Raw genomic sequence first — 14,626 nt, 5'->3', positions numbered from 1 at the left:
CCTATTGACGTGTATCGATTCGCATGAAACGATAACGACCAGGGTCTGATACCGGTATCAACAAGTATCAGAACCAATCCCATGTCAATGAAAGGACTGCCCGTGCTTGGCTTCAACGAAGAAGAATTTCTCACCCAGACCCGGAGTGCCCTCGCGCTGCAACCGCAGATTGAGCAACTGGTCGATTCCCTTCAGGAGCGTGGGTTTGAGAACCTCTTCCTGATCGGGGCCGGAGGCACCTACGCGGCGATGCTGCCCTACGAGCACTTCATCCGTTCGCGCTCGACACTGCCCGTCCGGACCGCCATCGGCAAGGAACTGATGCTTACCGCCGATCCCGGGTTCGGCCAGGGCTCCGTTGCAGTCTTCGCCTCGGTGTCCGGGACCACGGAGGACATTATCGAGTCGATCGAATTCGCCAAGGCCCAGGGCGCCTACACCGTTGGCTTCACGGGGTTTGGCGAGAGTCCGTTCGCCCGGGCACTGGATCTCGCAATGATCACCGAGCCCAAGACCTGGCCCTTCGATATTCCCCTGCTGCTCCTGTGCACGCGGCTGTTGGCAGCGCGCGGCGACTTTGAAGGCTACGGCGGACTGGTCACGGAACTGCAGGGCATCCCGGAAATCCTCGTGGAGGTGGCCCGCCAGGCCGAGCCCGCGGCGGAGGCCTTCGCGGAACGCAACAAGGATGCGGATTTCCACTTCCTGGTCGGAGCCGGAAACCTTTGGGGCCTGACCTATCTCTACTCCATGTGCATCCTCGAAGAAATGCAGTGGCTCAAAACGACGCGGGTGCACGGCGCGGAGTTCTTCCACGGCTCGCTGGAGCTGATCGAAGAGAGCACCAGCCTCATGCTCCTTCTGGGCGAGGACGAGAGCCGTCCCCTGATGGAGCGTGTGGTGAAGTTTGCGGATAATTACAACAAGAACACCACCCTCTTCGACACCAAGGATTATGAGCTGCCCGGCATCAGTGCCCGCTTCCGCTCCCTGCTGGGGCCGCTGGTCCTGGACACCGTGCTGGACAGGGTGAGCAAGCACCTGGAACGGATGCGCAACCACTCTCTGGACCTGCGGCGCTATTACCGGGTCGTTGAGTACTGAGCGGTACGGCCTCGCACGTCATCACAGGCACCGGATATCCGGTGCCGCGGGGAAGAAAGCCGGGGCCGGCGTCAAGACAGGAACAGCATGAAAGTCATCGGGTTTGGCGACAATATTGTAGACCGCTTCCTTGACCGACAGGTCATGTATCCGGGCGGAAACTGCGTCAATGTTGCAGTGCTGGCCCGCCGGAGCGGCGCCCAGGCAGGCTATCTTGGGGTTTTCGGCTCCGATTCCCTGGGTGGTTTTGTCCGCTCTGCCATCGAAGCGGAAGGCGTGGAGGCCGGCCGTTGTGTTGTCCGGGACGGTCCCAACGGGGTCACCGAAATCAGGGTGGTCGACGGCGACCGCGAGTTCCTGGGGTGGAATGACGGTGGCGTCACCATCAGCCAGCCATTCGTCCTGGAGCCAGATGACCTTGATTACCTGGGCACTGCAGACCTGGTGCATTCAAGCGTCTATTCGGCGTGTGAAACGCAGTTGCCTGCCTTGCGGACAGCGGGCACTCTCGTCAGCTTCGACTACTCCTCCGAGGCAGAAAGCCGCTCGGAGAGATACCTGCGACAGACGGCCCCGTACGTTGACCTCGCGCTGTTTTCCTTTGGAGACCAGGCAGCGTCACTGGCGGAGTGCCAGCTCCGGGGGGCGGTGGCGGCGGGGGCTTCGCTGGCTGTAGGGACCAGGGGAGCGGCCGGCGCGCTGCTGTTCGACGGCAACCGCTTCTTCGTGCAGGACGCGGTGCCGATCGATCCCCGCCGGTTCACGGACACTATGGGCTGCGGGGATGCGTTCCTCACTGGTCTCGTTTTGGCCCTGCTCGACGACGGCTGGACGCGCAGCTCCGTGCCGTCCCCGGCAGCAGTGGAACGGGCGCTGACCGCCGCGGCGGGCCTCGCGGCGGAGCAGTGCTACGTCGAGGGGGCCTTCGGCTATGGACTGCCCGTTGATGCACAAACAGCCCCGTCCGCAGCAACTAGGATCTGATGCAGGGATCGCCGCATGGGGTTCATCACGGGAATGGGCAGGAACCACAGCTCCGGGTTCCAAAAGAGGGGGACTGAATGCAGGAAGACCAGCATCACGCCGGTGCTCCGACTATCACCGAGGTCGCTGCCGCGGCCGGAGTGGGCAGGGCAACGGTAGCGCGGACTCTTGGGAACTACGGTTCTGTCAGTGACGCCACCCGCGCGAAGGTGATGCGTGCGGCCGAACGGTTGGGTTATACGCCCAATACCCTGGCCCGGAGCATGACCACCGGAATCACCAAGACGCTGGGTATCGTGCTGGCAGACGTGGCCAATCCGTTCTTCTCCGGAGTGCTGAAAGGCATTTCGGAAACGGCCAAGCTGTCCGGCTACGATGCCATCATCCTGAGCACGGACGAGAAGCTGGACCTCGAGCGGGATGCCATCAGGCTGCTGTTGGCCAAGCAGGTGGACGGGTTGGTCGTTGCTTCTGCCGCAGGCAGGGGGGACGACGTCTCGCACCTGTCCGACGCAATGGAGCGGGGAATACCGGTGGTCCTGATCGACCGGCTGGTCGATGGCCTGGACACCGATTCCGTGGTGATCGACAACCGTGAGGCGGCCCGCTCCGCGGTGACGTTGCTGATCCGGCAGGGCCACCGCAGGATTGCCTTCGCCTGGGGTCCGGTCACCCTCAGCCCCGCCACCGGGCTTGAGGAGATGCACAGGATCCTCGATGAGGCGCTGTGGAGTGACGGCGAGCGCCTACGTGGTTACCTTGATGCGCTTGAAGAGGCGGGCATCCCGTTCGACACATCGCTGGTGACCCATGTCCTGAAAAACGAGGCGCAGGCCGCCAGGGCGATCAGCGGCATGCTGGCCCTGGTGGATCCGCCCACCGCCATCTTCACTACCGAAGCCGAGGCCACGGTAGGTGCCCTGCATGCGCTCCGCGGACACAGCCTCAAGGTTCTGGAGGATGTATCCCTCATCGGCTTTGACGACAGCTCCTGGGCGGCCGTCATGGAGCCGCCGCTGAGCATGATCCAGCAGCCCATGCGGCAATTGGGGGCGGTGGCAGCACAGCGGCTGCTTGCCCGGATCAACGGCGCGGACCCGGCCCCGGTGAAGCAGGTGCTGCCGTCCGTGCTGGTTGCCCGGTCCTCGGTGGGCCCGGTGCCCGCCACCCGGCGCAGCTAGTACAAATTCCGTAAGAACCCTTCCCACGTTCCAAAAAGCATGATTCACTGTGGTACCGGTATCACAAATTCCAATACTTGGCTGCGAGTGTAGTGCCCACGCCAAAGACGGCGGCGGTCACGAAGCCCCCCGCGAAGCCACGGCCATGCGGCCACCGACCGAAAGTAGAGCAAATGCGCAATCGCACTCACCTGATGGCGGCCATGGCCGCCACCACCCTGGCTCTGGCAGCCTGCGGGAATGGCGGAAGCCCTGCTGCTGCGCCGCTGGACCTGACCAAGGAGCCTGAGTATTCCGGCACCCTGAGTATTCTGACGAAGTTTGGCGGGGACCCCCTGGACAGGTACTTCCTGGACCTGGCAGAGGACTACAAAAAGCTTCATCCTGACGTCTCCGTCGAACTCATCCAGGAGACCGACCAGAGCATCAAGGACAAGACAAAGACTCTCATTGCCTCGCAGGCCCTGCCGGACATCTACTTCACGTGGGCCGGCAACTGGGCAAACAATTTCATTGACAATGGGTTGGCGGCAGATATCTCCTCCATCATTGCGCCGGGAACGCCATGGGGTGACACGTTCGGCGAGTCAGCCCTCAAAGCTTTCGAGCGGGACGGCAAGTACTTCGCGGTCCCGCTATACAACAACGGCAAATTCATGGGATACAACCAAGCCGTTTTCCAAAAGCTGGGCCTCACACCGCCGGAGACCTTCCAGCAGCTGCTCGACACCTGCTCCACCCTGAAGAGTGCCGGTTATGAAGCAATTTCGTTTGGCAACAAGGACGGCTGGCCGGCGCTGCACTACCTCCAGCAACTGTTCGCCTATGAAGTACCCTCACAGGTCCTGAGGGCAGACTTCGCGCCGGAGACCGCCAAGCTCGATGACGCCGGTTACCTCAGGGCCATGGGGCAGTTCACCACCCTGGTCAGCGAATGCACCGGCAGCGGCAAGGATTCCAACGGAGTGCTCTACACCACCGCGCAGCAGGCCTTCGCCGAGGGCAATGCGGGTATGTACTACCAGGAGGTCCTGGAGTTCGACAGCGTGGGGTCCCCGGACACCCGTGCCGGCCAGGACGGCGTAGGGATCTTCAAGCTCCCTGCCTCCTCGGATGCCAAGGGCGACACGCGCGCCATCGAAGGCTCCCCTGAGGGGTACATCATCAACGCCAAGTCCAAGAACGCGGCACTGGCCGCGGATTTCATGAAGTTCGCCACCAGCGAGCAGAACGCGTCCAAGCTCTCGGGCACGCCCTTCGGACAGCCCAGCACCGTAAAGGGAGCTGTCTCGGCGGCAAACTCCACGCCCACCGTCATCGAAGGTATCAAGCAGGTCAACGAAGCCTCCGATGCCATCATCTGGCTGGACTCGGTGACCGTCCCCGACGTCGCTGATGCCTGGCTGGCAGGCGGTGAAGCCCTCGTCTCCGGGACGCAGAGTCCCGAGCAGGTCCTTGCCGCCGTCCGTGCCGCGTCCGACGCCGCCAAATAGCGGTTGACGCCATGACCGTATCCAACACGGCCAGGAGACCGGTGTTGCCGGCAACCCGGCCTGAAACAGCGGCTCCCCATCCGGAACGCCGGCCGGGCACGGCAGGGATCAGGCGCTGGCGCAACCTGGTGTGGGTGCTCCCAGCAGTTGCCCTGCTTTCGGTGTTTGCCTACCTGCCCCTCGCCCAGAATCTCGGGTTCAGCTTCCTCAAGTGGGATATCTACAGCGGGCAGCAGACCTTTGTAGGTGCCGACAACTACGTCAAGATGTTCAACGACCCCATCTTCTGGAAGTCGTTGCTTAACAACTCCCTCTACGCAGGGATATCGATCTGTTTCCAGGTGTTCGGCGCGCTGGTCCTGGCGGCCATGATCGAGGGCCTGCGCAGCGAACGCTGGCGCGGAATCCTCCGGGCAGTCTATTTTGTTCCGTCCGCCATCTCCCTCACGGTCGCCGGCCTGCTGTTCTATTTCATCTATGAGCCGCGCATGGGCATCCTGAACGCAGGGCTCGACGTCGTAGGCCTTGGGCAGTTTGCACAGGCGTGGCTTGGCCAGGAGAACACGGCCATTTTCGCGATCATCGCCATGAGCCAGTGGCAGGGGTTCGGCTATTGCACGCTGCTGTTCGCGGTGGCATTGCAGCGGATTCCAGGTGAGCTGTACGAAGCCGCGGCGATCGACGGAGTAGGGCCGCTGCGGCGCTTCTTCTCCGTCTCCCTGCCGCTGGTCCGGGAAATGAGCGCACTGATGATGATCGTTACGGTTTCCGGCGCCTTCCAGGTGTTCAACGAGGTGATGGTCATGACCAGCGGCGGCCCGAACAATTCCAGCCAGGTCCTGGGAACCTGGCTCTACCGGAGCGGCTTCGTCCGTAACGATTTCGGCTACGCCGCGGCCATCGCCACGGCGGTTTTCATCATCACACTGGTGCTTGCGGTGCTTCAGCTCCGTCTGTCCAACCGTAGGAGGGTCGAATGGTAACCCGCGGGTCTGTGCTCATGGTCCTTGGCAGGGTGTTCGTCCAGGCCTTCCTGGTGGCGCTCGCCGTCGTCGTCATTTATCCGCTGATCTGGATGTTCCTCAATGGAGTGAAGTCCAACCCGGAGCTCTTTGCCAATCCCTTCGCCATGCCGGTGGCCTGGCGCTGGGAGAACTACGCCACGGCCTGGAACCGTGGCGTAAGCGATTACCTCACTACAAGCGTGCTGGTCACGGTGGTATCCACTGTTTCTACGGTGCTCATCAGCGCCTGGGCGGCCTACGGGCTGACGAGGGTGAAGATCCCGTTCAGCCGCACCATCCTCATCATGATCCTGGCGGGCCTGATGCTGGCGCCAACCGTGGCCCTCATTCCGCTGGTAAAGATGTTCCAGGCGATGGGCTTGAACAACAGCTTCTGGGCCCTGGTTATCCTGTATACGGCTTTCCGCATTCCCTTCACCACCTTCCTGATCCGGGCGTACATGATGGACCTTCCCGCAGAGGTGGACGAGGCGGCTGCGGTAGACGGGGCCTCCAAGACCATGGCGTTCTGGCAGGTCATTCTGCCGATGTGCAAGCCGATCATCGTTTCCACGGTGTTGCTGAACATCCTCTTCACCTGGAACGAGTACCTGTTTGCGATGGTATTCACCAGCGGGGGTGCTCTGCAGACCCTGCCCGTGGGACTGGCAAACCTGATGTCCAAACACGGGACAGACTACCCCGTGGTGTTCGCGGCGATGACGATCGCCGCCGTTCCGGTCATTGTGCTGTTCTTCGCAGGTCAGCGCTATTTCATCCGAGGCCTGGCCGACGGTATGGGTAAGTAAGGGCCGGTCAGGCGCTTTGTTCGCCCTGAAGGTTATGGTCGACAGGGCAGGCAGCAGCTGGTTCAGCGGCGGCGGGCTGGTCCACGGTGATGCCGTAAAGGGTTTCCAGGGCAGTGACGTATTCGTCCTGCTGCCCCTTGGCCGCGAGCTCCCGCGCACGGACGGTGGGCACATGGAGCAGCTGCTTGACCATACGGCGCAGCGCGAACTCCACTTCCTCCGCCGCGGCGGTGCAACCGTGGCGGGCGCGGACTTTTTCCATCTCGGTGTCCAGGACGTTCATGGTGTGCCGGCGAAGCGCCACGATCGCGGTGTCGGCGGCCCGGGCGTCCCGTTCCTGCTCAAATGCCTGTGCGGCCTCGGAAACGATGCTGCTGGCCCGGGACAGCGATTCGGCCTGTTCCTCGGGGGCCGCCAGCCGGACAGATTCGAGCGTGAGGAGTTCAACGCCGTCGAGCTCGCCCACAGCGGGATCAAAATCGTGGGTGAGCGCGAGGTCAATGGCGATCAGCGGCTGTGGGGAGTCGGCGCGCACCTGGCCCAGCTCTGCAGCCTCGACCCGGGTATCTGAACCACTGCAGCCGATCATCACGTCGGCCTGGGCGACGGCGGGCCGCAGGGACGCGCTGTCAAGGGCGGTACCGCCGCGGCTGGCGACAAAGCCGGGGGCCCGGCCCGACGAGGAGAACACCGAGATATCCGTGCAGCCGCGTTCGCGCAGCAGTGCCATGGTTGCGCCTGCATAGGCACCGGTACCAAAAAGGACTACCTTCTTGGTACTCCAGTCAGGGTTCTCGGAGAGGTCGGTGGCGAGGTCCAGTGCCACGGACACGATGGAGAGGCCGCGGGAGCCGAGGGCTGTCTGGGCGCCGACGTCCTTGGCGGTTTTGGATGCTGCCTGGAAAAGCCGGACGAGCCCTGCGCTTGCGGTGCCTTCATGCTGCGCGGTGATCAACGCGCGGCGGACCTGGCCGGCGATCTCACGTTCACCGACGACGGCGGAATCGAGGCCGGAGCTAACGGCAAAGAGGTGCTTGCTGACGTCACTGCCCACGCGGGTGTCAAAGGAACGCGAGACAAGGTGCTCGCCGAGACCGCTGACCTCGCTGACCTGGGCCACGAGTGCCGCCCGCGCGGCCTCGACGTCATCCGGGTGGGAAGCCTCGCCGTAGATTTCGTAGCGGTTGCAGGTGGCCAGCACAACGGCACCCGTCACTGCCGGCGATCCGGAGAGGGCGGATGTGGCGATACCAGAGGCACCGTTGCTCAGCTGAGCAACGGTCTCGAGATCGATGTCGGCGTGAGTCGCCACCAATGAAAAAAGAACCACAGCAGACCAATCATAGCTTTTTCGGTGGCGTGTAGAACAACTGGCGGGGCATGCCACAATCGAAGCATGACTTTCAGCCCAGCCGTGACCCCTGCCGGCACCCTCGCCGCCGCCCACCCGCTGATGGATGGCCGTACGGCAAACTCACCGTTGATCACTGCTTACCGTGGCGAACGCCCGTCCCGCAGGCCTGTGTGGTTCATGCGGCAGGCTGGCCGTTCACTGCCGGAGTACCTTAAGGTCCGGGAAGGCATTGGCATGCTTGATTCCTGCCTTCGTCCGGAGCTCGCAGCCGAGATCACCCTGCAGCCCGTGCGCCGCCACGACGTGGACGCCGGCATCTTCTTTTCCGACATCGTCATTCCGCTCAAGCTGGCGGGCGTCGGCGTGGACATCGTTCCCGGGGTCGGACCTGTCCTGGACCACCCGGTGCGGACAGCGGCGGACGTGGCAGCCCTGCCGCAGCTGACCTGGGAGGCGCTGGAGCCCATCCGCGAGGCCGTCCGGCTGACCGTTGCCGAGCTGGGCAGCACCCCGTTGATCGGTTTTGCCGGCGCACCGTTCACCCTGGCGGCCTACATGGTTGAGGGCAAGCCGTCCCGGGATCACCTGGGGCCCCGCACCATGATGCACGCCGATCCTGAAACCTGGCAGGCCCTGGCCACCTGGGCCGCCGACGCTTCGGGCCTGTTCCTCCGCGCCCAACTGGAAGCAGGGGCGTCCGCCGGGCAGCTGTTTGATTCCTGGGCAGGCTCCCTGGGCCTAGCCGACTATTCGAAGTACGTGGCACCGTCCTCCGCCCGCGCGCTGGACCACGTCCGGGGTTTCGGCGCCCCGCTGGTGCACTTCGGCACCGGTACGTCGGAGCTGCTGGTGGCCATGCACGACGTCGGCGTGGACGTTATGGGTGTGGATTACCGGTTGCCGCTGGACGAAGCCAACCGCCGCCTGGGCGGAAAGGTTCCGCTGCAGGGAAACATCGACCCCGCGCTGCTGCCGGCTCCATGGGAGGTGCTGGAGGCGCACGTCCGTGAGGTGATCGCGGCAGGTGCCGCTGCTCCGGGCCACGTCCTCAATCTTGGCCACGGCGTCCCGCCGGAAACGGATCCCGCGGTACTGACCAGGGTTGTGGAACTCATCCACTCCATCTCCCCGGAGTAAGCAATGCGGGCGCTGGTGATCGGTGGCGGAATCTCCGGACTGGTGGCGGCACGGGAGCTGGCGCTGGCGGGCCATGAAACCACTGTCCTGGAAGCCACGCGTCGCTGGGGCGGCTGCGTTGGCAGCCATACGGTGGCCGGCCTGACGCTGGACAGCGGAGCGGAATCCTTCGCCACCCGGAGCAGTGCCGTAGCGGATCTTGCCACCGAACTGGGCTTGGCCGGCAAGATCACCGCGCCGCTGCCCGGAGGTGCCTGGGTGTTGTTGCCAAGCGGGCCGCGGGAGTTGCCCCGGACCGGCGTATTGGGCATCCCCGCCAATCCCTGGGACCCTGAGGTCCGCCGGACCCTAGGGTTCATGGGTGCCCTGAGGGCCTCTGCGGACCGCTTTCTGCCGCGTTCTGTGGGAAACGGCAGCGACGTCACCAGTGTTGCAAACCTGGTCCGGCGGCGGATGGGGAAACGCGTGCTGCAACGCCTTGTGGATCCCGTGGTGGGCGGAGTGCACTCGGCCGATCCGGCGTTGCTGGACGTGGACATGGTGGCGCCGGGACTACGATCCGGGCTCCGTGAGCACGGATCGCTGGCAGCTTCCGTTGCCAACCTGCGCAGTGGCAGCAGTCCCAGCAGTGGCAGCAGGGGCAACAGCGATATCGGCGGCGGTGCCAAGACCGCGAAAGCAGGTTCCGCCGTCGCCGGTCTGACAGGGGGAATGCATACCCTGGTGACCGCGCTGGTCGCCGAACTCGAAAACCTGGGCGTCGCTCTGCTGCCGGGCCGCATGGTCACATCCGTCCGCCGCAACGGCGAAGGCCACTGGATTGCGGCAGCGTCGGACTCCCTCTATGAAGGCGATCAGCTGGTGATGGCACTGGACGGTCCCGCCGCCGTCGGACTTCTCGCCGAGGCCGTCCCGGCGCTCGCGGAATTGCGCCCTGCTGCCGGTCCGGATGTGCGGCTGGTGACACTCGTGGTGGAGAAGCCTGCGCTGGATTCGCGGCCGCGCGGCACCGGCATCCTGGTTGCCCCGGGGGCCGGAGGGGTGCAGGCCAAGGCGCTGACCCATGCCACCGGCAAGTGGCAGTGGCTTCAGGACCAGGCCGGGCCGGGGAAACACGTGGTGCGGCTGTCCTATGGTCGCAGGGATGGCGTTCGGGAGAGCGGAGCCGCAGCCAACGGAAACGCGGTCAACGGAAACGCGGTCGACGCAGCTGCAGCGACCAGTCCGGTGGCCCAGGCCAGGTCCGGCACCCAGGCCGATCACACACTCTATGAGACGGCACTGCGTGATGCTTCCACGCTCCTGGGCGTTCCACTCGGCAAGGCAGATGTCCGGGGCTGGGACGTGGTGCGGTGGCCGGGGGCGCTGCCGTTCGCGGCCGTAGGGCACCGCCAGAGAGTAGCCCAGGTGCGCAGGATCTGCTCCGAAGTGGGCGGCTTGACGGTAGTGGGCGGTTGGGTCGCGGGGAATGGGCTGGCGGCCGTGGTGGCTGATACCAGGCGCCAGGCCGGCCCCGTTAGCCCGGCGAAGTAACTTCCCTGCAGAATCCGGACGCCGGTTTGTGAAATGTGCCACTTCTACGGGCCGTAGAACTGTTCTGTTTCGACTTACCCCCGCAAAAAGGGGCAAACTTGTAATCATGAGCCACACTTCTGCCGAATCTGTCACTAAAACCGGGAATTCAGTCGAGCAGTTCTTCACCCTTTGGACCGTTTTCAAGAGGGACACTGACGTCCTGCGCAGCGGCGAAGCTGCAGAGGACTTCGAAGCCCTGCTGATGCGGCTGGCCGCGGCAGGAGTGGTGCACCGCGGCAGCTACGACGTTTCCGCGATGCGTGCCGACGCCGACGTCATGGTCTGGCTGCACGGTCCGCGCCCCGAAGCACTCCAGCAGGCCATCCGCGATATCCGCCGCAGCAAGCTGTTTTCCGGAACCAGTATCGTCTGGTCGGCCATGGGCGTGCACCGCGAGGCCGAATTCGCCAAAAACCACACGCCGGCCTTCTCCCGTGGCGTGGAGCCGGCGGAATGGCTCTGTGTCTACCCCTTCGTGCGCTCCTATGAGTGGTACCTGCTGCCGGACGCCGAACGCGGCAAGATGCTGCGCGACCACGGCCTGCTGGGCCGGGACTTCCCGCAGGTCATCTCCAACACGGTGTCCTCCTTCGCGCTGGGCGATTGGGAGTGGATTCTTGGCCTGGAGGCACCTGAGCTGGTGGACCTGGTTGACCTGATGCGCCACCTGCGCTCAACTGAGGCACGGAACCATGTACGCGAAGAAATCCCGTTCTACACCGGGCGCCGGATCTCGGCTGCGGAAGTTGCGGAGGTTTTTGCATGAGTCCTTCAATTCCGACGGAATCCGCCGACGGGGCCGCCCCTGCCGGACAGCTTTACCCCGTCAACACAGTCACTGAGCGGGGCAGAATGGCTCCGAAGGCCTACGATGCCATTCTCCTTGCCTCCTTCGGCGGTCCGGAGGGACAGGAGGACGTGATTCCCTTCCTGCGTAATGTGACCCGCGGCCGCGGCATCCCGGACGAGCGGCTGGAAGAGGTCTCGCACCACTACCGGGCCAACGGCGGCATCAGCCCCATCAACCAACAGAACCGGAACCTGAAAGCCGCGCTCGAGTCCAGGCTCGCGGAACGCGGCATCAGCCTGCCGGTGCTGTGGGGAAACAGAAACTGGGCTCCGTACATCGGTGACACTCTGCAGGAAGCGTACGACGCCGGCCATCGCCGGCTCCTGATGGTCACCACCAGTGCCTACTCGTCATACTCCAGCTGCCGACAGTACCGCGAGGACATTGGCATCGCATTGACGGAGTCGGGCCTGGATGGCCGCCTGGAAGTGGACAAGGTCCGGCAGTATTTTGACCACCCCGGCTTCGTGGAGCCATTCATCGAGGGCACCACGGCAGGGCTGGCCGAGGTTTTGGACAAGCTGGCTGCCGAGGGTACCGGGGACGCCCCGGTACAGATCCTTTTTGCCACGCATTCCATTCCCACCCGTGACGCCGAGGCGTCCGGCCGGTCCGAGGACGAGCCGCGCCAGTTCGAGGAGAACTCCGCCTACGCTGCCCAGCACCTCGCTGCTGCCGCGGAAATCATGCAGCGGATTGAGGCTGAGTCCGGCCTTTCCGCCCCATGGTCCCTGGTGTACCAGTCGCGCTCCGGAGCACCGCATGTGCCGTGGCTGGAGCCGGACATTAACCACGCCATCGAGGAACTGGCGGGCCAGGGGATCAAGGGCGTCGTCATCGTCCCGCTTGGCTTTGTCAGTGACCACATGGAAGTTGTCTGGGACCTCGATACAGAAGCCCTGGAGACCTGCGGCCGGCTGGGCTTGACGGCCACCCGCGTTCCCACGCCCGGTACGCACGAGAAGTTCGTCAATGGCCTGGTGGACCTCGTCTGCGAGCGGACCGTAGAACACACCATCACCAACCGCCCGGCCGTGACAGCCCTCGGCCCGTGGTACGACGTCTGCCGCCCGGGCTGTTGTGCCAACTTCCGCGGCGAAAAGCCAACCATTGCCGGTGCCGATACTACAATCGGCACCGGTCACGACCCCTACCCCGGGGCGCCGGGGGCATCCGCCGGAACCACCGGAACCACGGGCACTGCCGGAACCACCGGAACTGCGGGAAAGCAGGATACGTAATGACTGTCAGAATCGGCACCCGGGCCAGCAAGCTTGCCCTCACCCAGACGCAGCAGACTGCAGACCAGCTGTCCGCCGTCGGAGGCTTTGCGGTGGAACTGGTCCATATCCGGACCGACGGCGACGTCCTGACCGGATCGCTCTCCCAAATGGGCGGGACCGGCGTATTTGTGGCCGCACTCCGGGACGCGCTGCTTCGAGGCGACTGCGATGTAGCCGTACACTCCCTTAAAGACCTGCCCACCGGCGCTGCTGCCGGCCTGAGCCTGGCCGCGACGCCGAAGCGCGTGGACGTCCGCGATGTCCTCTGCGCACGGAACGGCCTCAAGCTGGCTGACTTGCCGGAAGGCGCTTCAGTCGGTACGGGATCACCACGCCGGGCAGCGCAGCTGCGGGCGGCAAGGCCCGACCTTCAGGTCATCGATATCCGTGGCAACGTGGATACCCGGCTGGGCAGGGTGGCTGGCCTTGCCGGTAACGCTCCTGCCGACGTCGTGCCTGGCAAGACCGGCGACCTCGACGCTGTGGTCCTCGCAGCGGCCGGCCTGGAACGGATTGGCCGGCTCGATACTATTAGCGAGTACCTCGAGACCGACGTGATGCTCCCGGCCGCAGGCCAGGGAGCGCTGGCGATCGAATGCCGGGCCTCTGAATCCCCGCAGGCAACAGGTGAGGCGCCTGCTGTCCTGGCGCAGGCATTGGCCGCCCTGGACGACCCGGACACACGCCTGGCCGTGACGGCGGAACGGGCCCTGCTGGCCCGGCTTGAAGCAGGCTGCGCAGCTCCCGTGGGCGCCTACGCGTACCGCAAGGGCAGCATGCTGTACCTGGAGGCCGCAGTCTGTGCCGTCGACGGAACCGCCACTGTACGGGACAAGCGGGCCACCGACGGCCTGACCGAAGTGGGCGCTACGCTGCTGGGCATTGAACTGGCTGAGGTCCTCCTGGCGGCCGGTGCCGCCGACATCGCGGACCTGACGGCGTCTTCCTAAACCGTAGAACATGGAGCGCCAGGCGTCTGGAGAGGCTGGAACGGTGGCGGCAGCGCAGCCACCCCTGGCTGGCGTCCGCGTGCTGTTGACCAGGCGTCCGGATCGCTCAACGGCACTGTCGCGGGCTCTTCAGGGTGCCGGCGCGGACATCGCCTTCCTGCCGCTTATTGACTTTGAACGGGCAGCAGATGCCGCGACCTTGTCACAGGATGTCAGCGAGTTGGCCCGCGGCCGTTACGACTGGCTGGTCATCACCAGTGCCACCACTGTTGACGCCCTGGCCGGTGCTGCAGCCCGCTCCGGTACGACGCTGGCTGCAGCCGTCCCGGAAGAGACCCAGGTTGCAGTTGTTGGAGCAGGCACCGCAGCCGCGCTGAAACGGGCCGGAGTTATCGCCGCCCTGATGCCCGCGCAGCAATCGGCGGCAGGGTTGCTGGCGCAGTGGCCGGACGGGTCCGCCTCAGGTGGGAGTGGAGAAGTACTGCTGCCACAGGCGGACATCGCGGCGGGAACCCTGCGCGACGGTTTGCAGGCCAAAGGCCTCGCTGTCCACTGCGTTGTGGCCTACTGCACGGTTCCATACCCTGCCAATCCGGTGCGGGCCCTTTATCCGGCAGTTCTCCCCGCGGAAGGGTTGCTGACGCCCGAGGCGGTACGCCACGAGCTGGCAGAGGGACGGATCGACGCCCTGGTGGCCGCTTCCCCAAGCCAGGTACGTCGGCTGGCAGAGTTGCAGATTCCCTTGGACAGTTGCTCTTTAGTGGTGATCGGACCCGCCACTGATGCGGAAGCCCGGGAACGGGGATTGCGTGTTCGCACTGTGGCGGGAAGCCCTCACCCGCAAAGTGTGGCAGCCGCCGTCGAACGGGCAGTGCACGGTTCCCGCGGGACAATGAGTTGAA

General features: G+C 64.7%; 13 protein-coding genes. 12 read left to right on the top strand and 1 reads right to left on the bottom strand.

From position 1 onward, the window contains the following. Positions 1 to 81 precede the first annotated feature (81 nt). The 6 genes from ACWA13_RS12460 to ACWA13_RS12435 all read left to right on the top strand — a co-directional run bounded on the left by ACWA13_RS12460 (position 82) and on the right by ACWA13_RS12435 (position 6,575). Positions 82 to 1,104 carry an SIS domain-containing protein gene (locus tag ACWA13_RS12460; protein WP_463934520.1) on the top strand — a complete coding sequence of 341 codons (1,023 nt, stop codon included), beginning with the start codon at positions 82 to 84 and terminating at the stop codon, positions 1,102 to 1,104. Positions 1,105 to 1,191: 87 nt separating this feature from the next. Next, complete coding sequence (locus tag ACWA13_RS12455) at positions 1,192 to 2,088, top strand: PfkB family carbohydrate kinase (protein WP_463934518.1); 897 nt, start codon at positions 1,192 to 1,194, stop codon at positions 2,086 to 2,088. A gap of 77 nt (positions 2,089 to 2,165) precedes the next feature. Continuing rightward, positions 2,166 to 3,269: a LacI family DNA-binding transcriptional regulator gene (locus tag ACWA13_RS12450; RefSeq protein ID WP_463934516.1), complete on the top strand. Its 1,104-nt coding sequence runs from the start codon at positions 2,166 to 2,168 to the stop codon at positions 3,267 to 3,269. A 173-nt stretch (positions 3,270 to 3,442) separates the two neighbouring features. Beyond that, entirely contained in the window at positions 3,443 to 4,762 is a 1,320-nt protein-coding gene (locus tag ACWA13_RS12445) for an ABC transporter substrate-binding protein (RefSeq protein WP_463934515.1), read from the top strand. Between the two features lie 11 nt (positions 4,763 to 4,773). Continuing rightward, on the top strand, positions 4,774 to 5,745 hold the full coding sequence (locus tag ACWA13_RS12440; protein ID WP_463934513.1) for a carbohydrate ABC transporter permease: 972 nt from the start codon (positions 4,774 to 4,776) through the stop codon (positions 5,743 to 5,745). After that, the gene (locus ACWA13_RS12435; protein WP_463934511.1) at positions 5,739 to 6,575 is read left to right on the top strand and encodes a carbohydrate ABC transporter permease; all 837 of its coding nucleotides are present in this window, start codon (positions 5,739 to 5,741) and stop codon (positions 6,573 to 6,575) included. The genes ACWA13_RS12440 and ACWA13_RS12435 overlap by 7 nt, the downstream gene beginning before the upstream one ends. 7 nt (positions 6,576 to 6,582) lie before the next feature. Here ACWA13_RS12435 and ACWA13_RS12430 read toward each other — a convergent pair whose 3' ends face one another. Then, positions 6,583 to 7,905 carry a glutamyl-tRNA reductase gene (locus ACWA13_RS12430; protein ID WP_463934509.1) on the bottom strand — a complete coding sequence of 441 codons (1,323 nt, stop codon included), beginning with the start codon at positions 7,903 to 7,905 and terminating at the stop codon, positions 6,583 to 6,585. A gap of 66 nt (positions 7,906 to 7,971) precedes the next feature. Here ACWA13_RS12430 and hemE point away from each other — a divergent pair, with 66 nt between their 5' ends. The 6 genes from hemE (at position 7,972) to ACWA13_RS12400 (ending at position 14,625) form a co-directional block, all read left to right on the top strand. After that, complete coding sequence (gene hemE, locus ACWA13_RS12425; RefSeq protein WP_463934507.1) at positions 7,972 to 9,066, top strand: uroporphyrinogen decarboxylase; 1,095 nt, start codon at positions 7,972 to 7,974, stop codon at positions 9,064 to 9,066. Positions 9,067 to 9,069: 3 nt separating this feature from the next. Next, on the top strand, positions 9,070 to 10,599 hold the full coding sequence (hemG, locus tag ACWA13_RS12420) for a protoporphyrinogen oxidase (protein ID WP_463934505.1): 1,530 nt from the start codon (positions 9,070 to 9,072) through the stop codon (positions 10,597 to 10,599). A gap of 106 nt (positions 10,600 to 10,705) precedes the next feature. Further along, positions 10,706 to 11,407 carry a hydrogen peroxide-dependent heme synthase gene (hemQ, locus tag ACWA13_RS12415; protein ID WP_463934503.1) on the top strand — a complete coding sequence of 234 codons (702 nt, stop codon included), beginning with the start codon at positions 10,706 to 10,708 and terminating at the stop codon, positions 11,405 to 11,407. 86 nt (positions 11,408 to 11,493) lie between these two features. Then, positions 11,494 to 12,732, top strand: a complete 1,239-nt coding sequence (locus ACWA13_RS12410) for a ferrochelatase (protein WP_463937923.1) — start codon at positions 11,494 to 11,496, stop codon at positions 12,730 to 12,732. Further along, complete coding sequence (gene hemC, locus ACWA13_RS12405; protein ID WP_463934502.1) at positions 12,732 to 13,724, top strand: hydroxymethylbilane synthase; 993 nt, start codon at positions 12,732 to 12,734, stop codon at positions 13,722 to 13,724. Before ACWA13_RS12410 ends, hemC begins: the two co-directional genes overlap by 1 nt. A gap of 43 nt (positions 13,725 to 13,767) precedes the next feature. Continuing rightward, positions 13,768 to 14,625, top strand: a complete 858-nt coding sequence (locus ACWA13_RS12400; RefSeq protein ID WP_463934500.1) for a uroporphyrinogen-III synthase — start codon at positions 13,768 to 13,770, stop codon at positions 14,623 to 14,625. The last annotated feature ends 1 nt before the right edge of the window (position 14,626 follow it).

This window comes from Pseudarthrobacter sp. TRD_SC_9 (genome assembly GCF_055361265.1).
This window is presented reverse-complemented; position numbering and strand designations above follow the sequence as displayed.

What these genes read in the sequence shown, in the direction of transcription:
- ACWA13_RS12455 (WP_463934518.1), top strand. Translation starts at nt 1,192, where the DNA reads ATGAAAGTCATCGGGTTTGGCGACAATATTGTAGACCGCTTCCTTGAC.
- ACWA13_RS12440 (WP_463934513.1), top strand. Translation starts at nt 4,774, where the DNA reads ATGACCGTATCCAACACGGCCAGGAGACCGGTGTTGCCGGCAACCCGG.
- hemE (WP_463934507.1), top strand. Translation starts at nt 7,972, where the DNA reads ATGACTTTCAGCCCAGCCGTGACCCCTGCCGGCACCCTCGCCGCCGCC.
- ACWA13_RS12460 (WP_463934520.1), top strand. Translation starts at nt 82, where the DNA reads ATGTCAATGAAAGGACTGCCCGTGCTTGGCTTCAACGAAGAAGAATTT.
- hemQ (WP_463934503.1), top strand. Translation starts at nt 10,706, where the DNA reads ATGAGCCACACTTCTGCCGAATCTGTCACTAAAACCGGGAATTCAGTC.
- ACWA13_RS12435 (WP_463934511.1), top strand. Translation starts at nt 5,739, where the DNA reads ATGGTAACCCGCGGGTCTGTGCTCATGGTCCTTGGCAGGGTGTTCGTC.
- hemG (WP_463934505.1), top strand. Translation starts at nt 9,070, where the DNA reads ATGCGGGCGCTGGTGATCGGTGGCGGAATCTCCGGACTGGTGGCGGCA.
- hemC (WP_463934502.1), top strand. Translation starts at nt 12,732, where the DNA reads ATGACTGTCAGAATCGGCACCCGGGCCAGCAAGCTTGCCCTCACCCAG.
- ACWA13_RS12450 (WP_463934516.1), top strand. Translation starts at nt 2,166, where the DNA reads ATGCAGGAAGACCAGCATCACGCCGGTGCTCCGACTATCACCGAGGTC.
- ACWA13_RS12445 (WP_463934515.1), top strand. Translation starts at nt 3,443, where the DNA reads ATGCGCAATCGCACTCACCTGATGGCGGCCATGGCCGCCACCACCCTG.
- ACWA13_RS12410 (WP_463937923.1), top strand. Translation starts at nt 11,494, where the DNA reads ATGGCTCCGAAGGCCTACGATGCCATTCTCCTTGCCTCCTTCGGCGGT.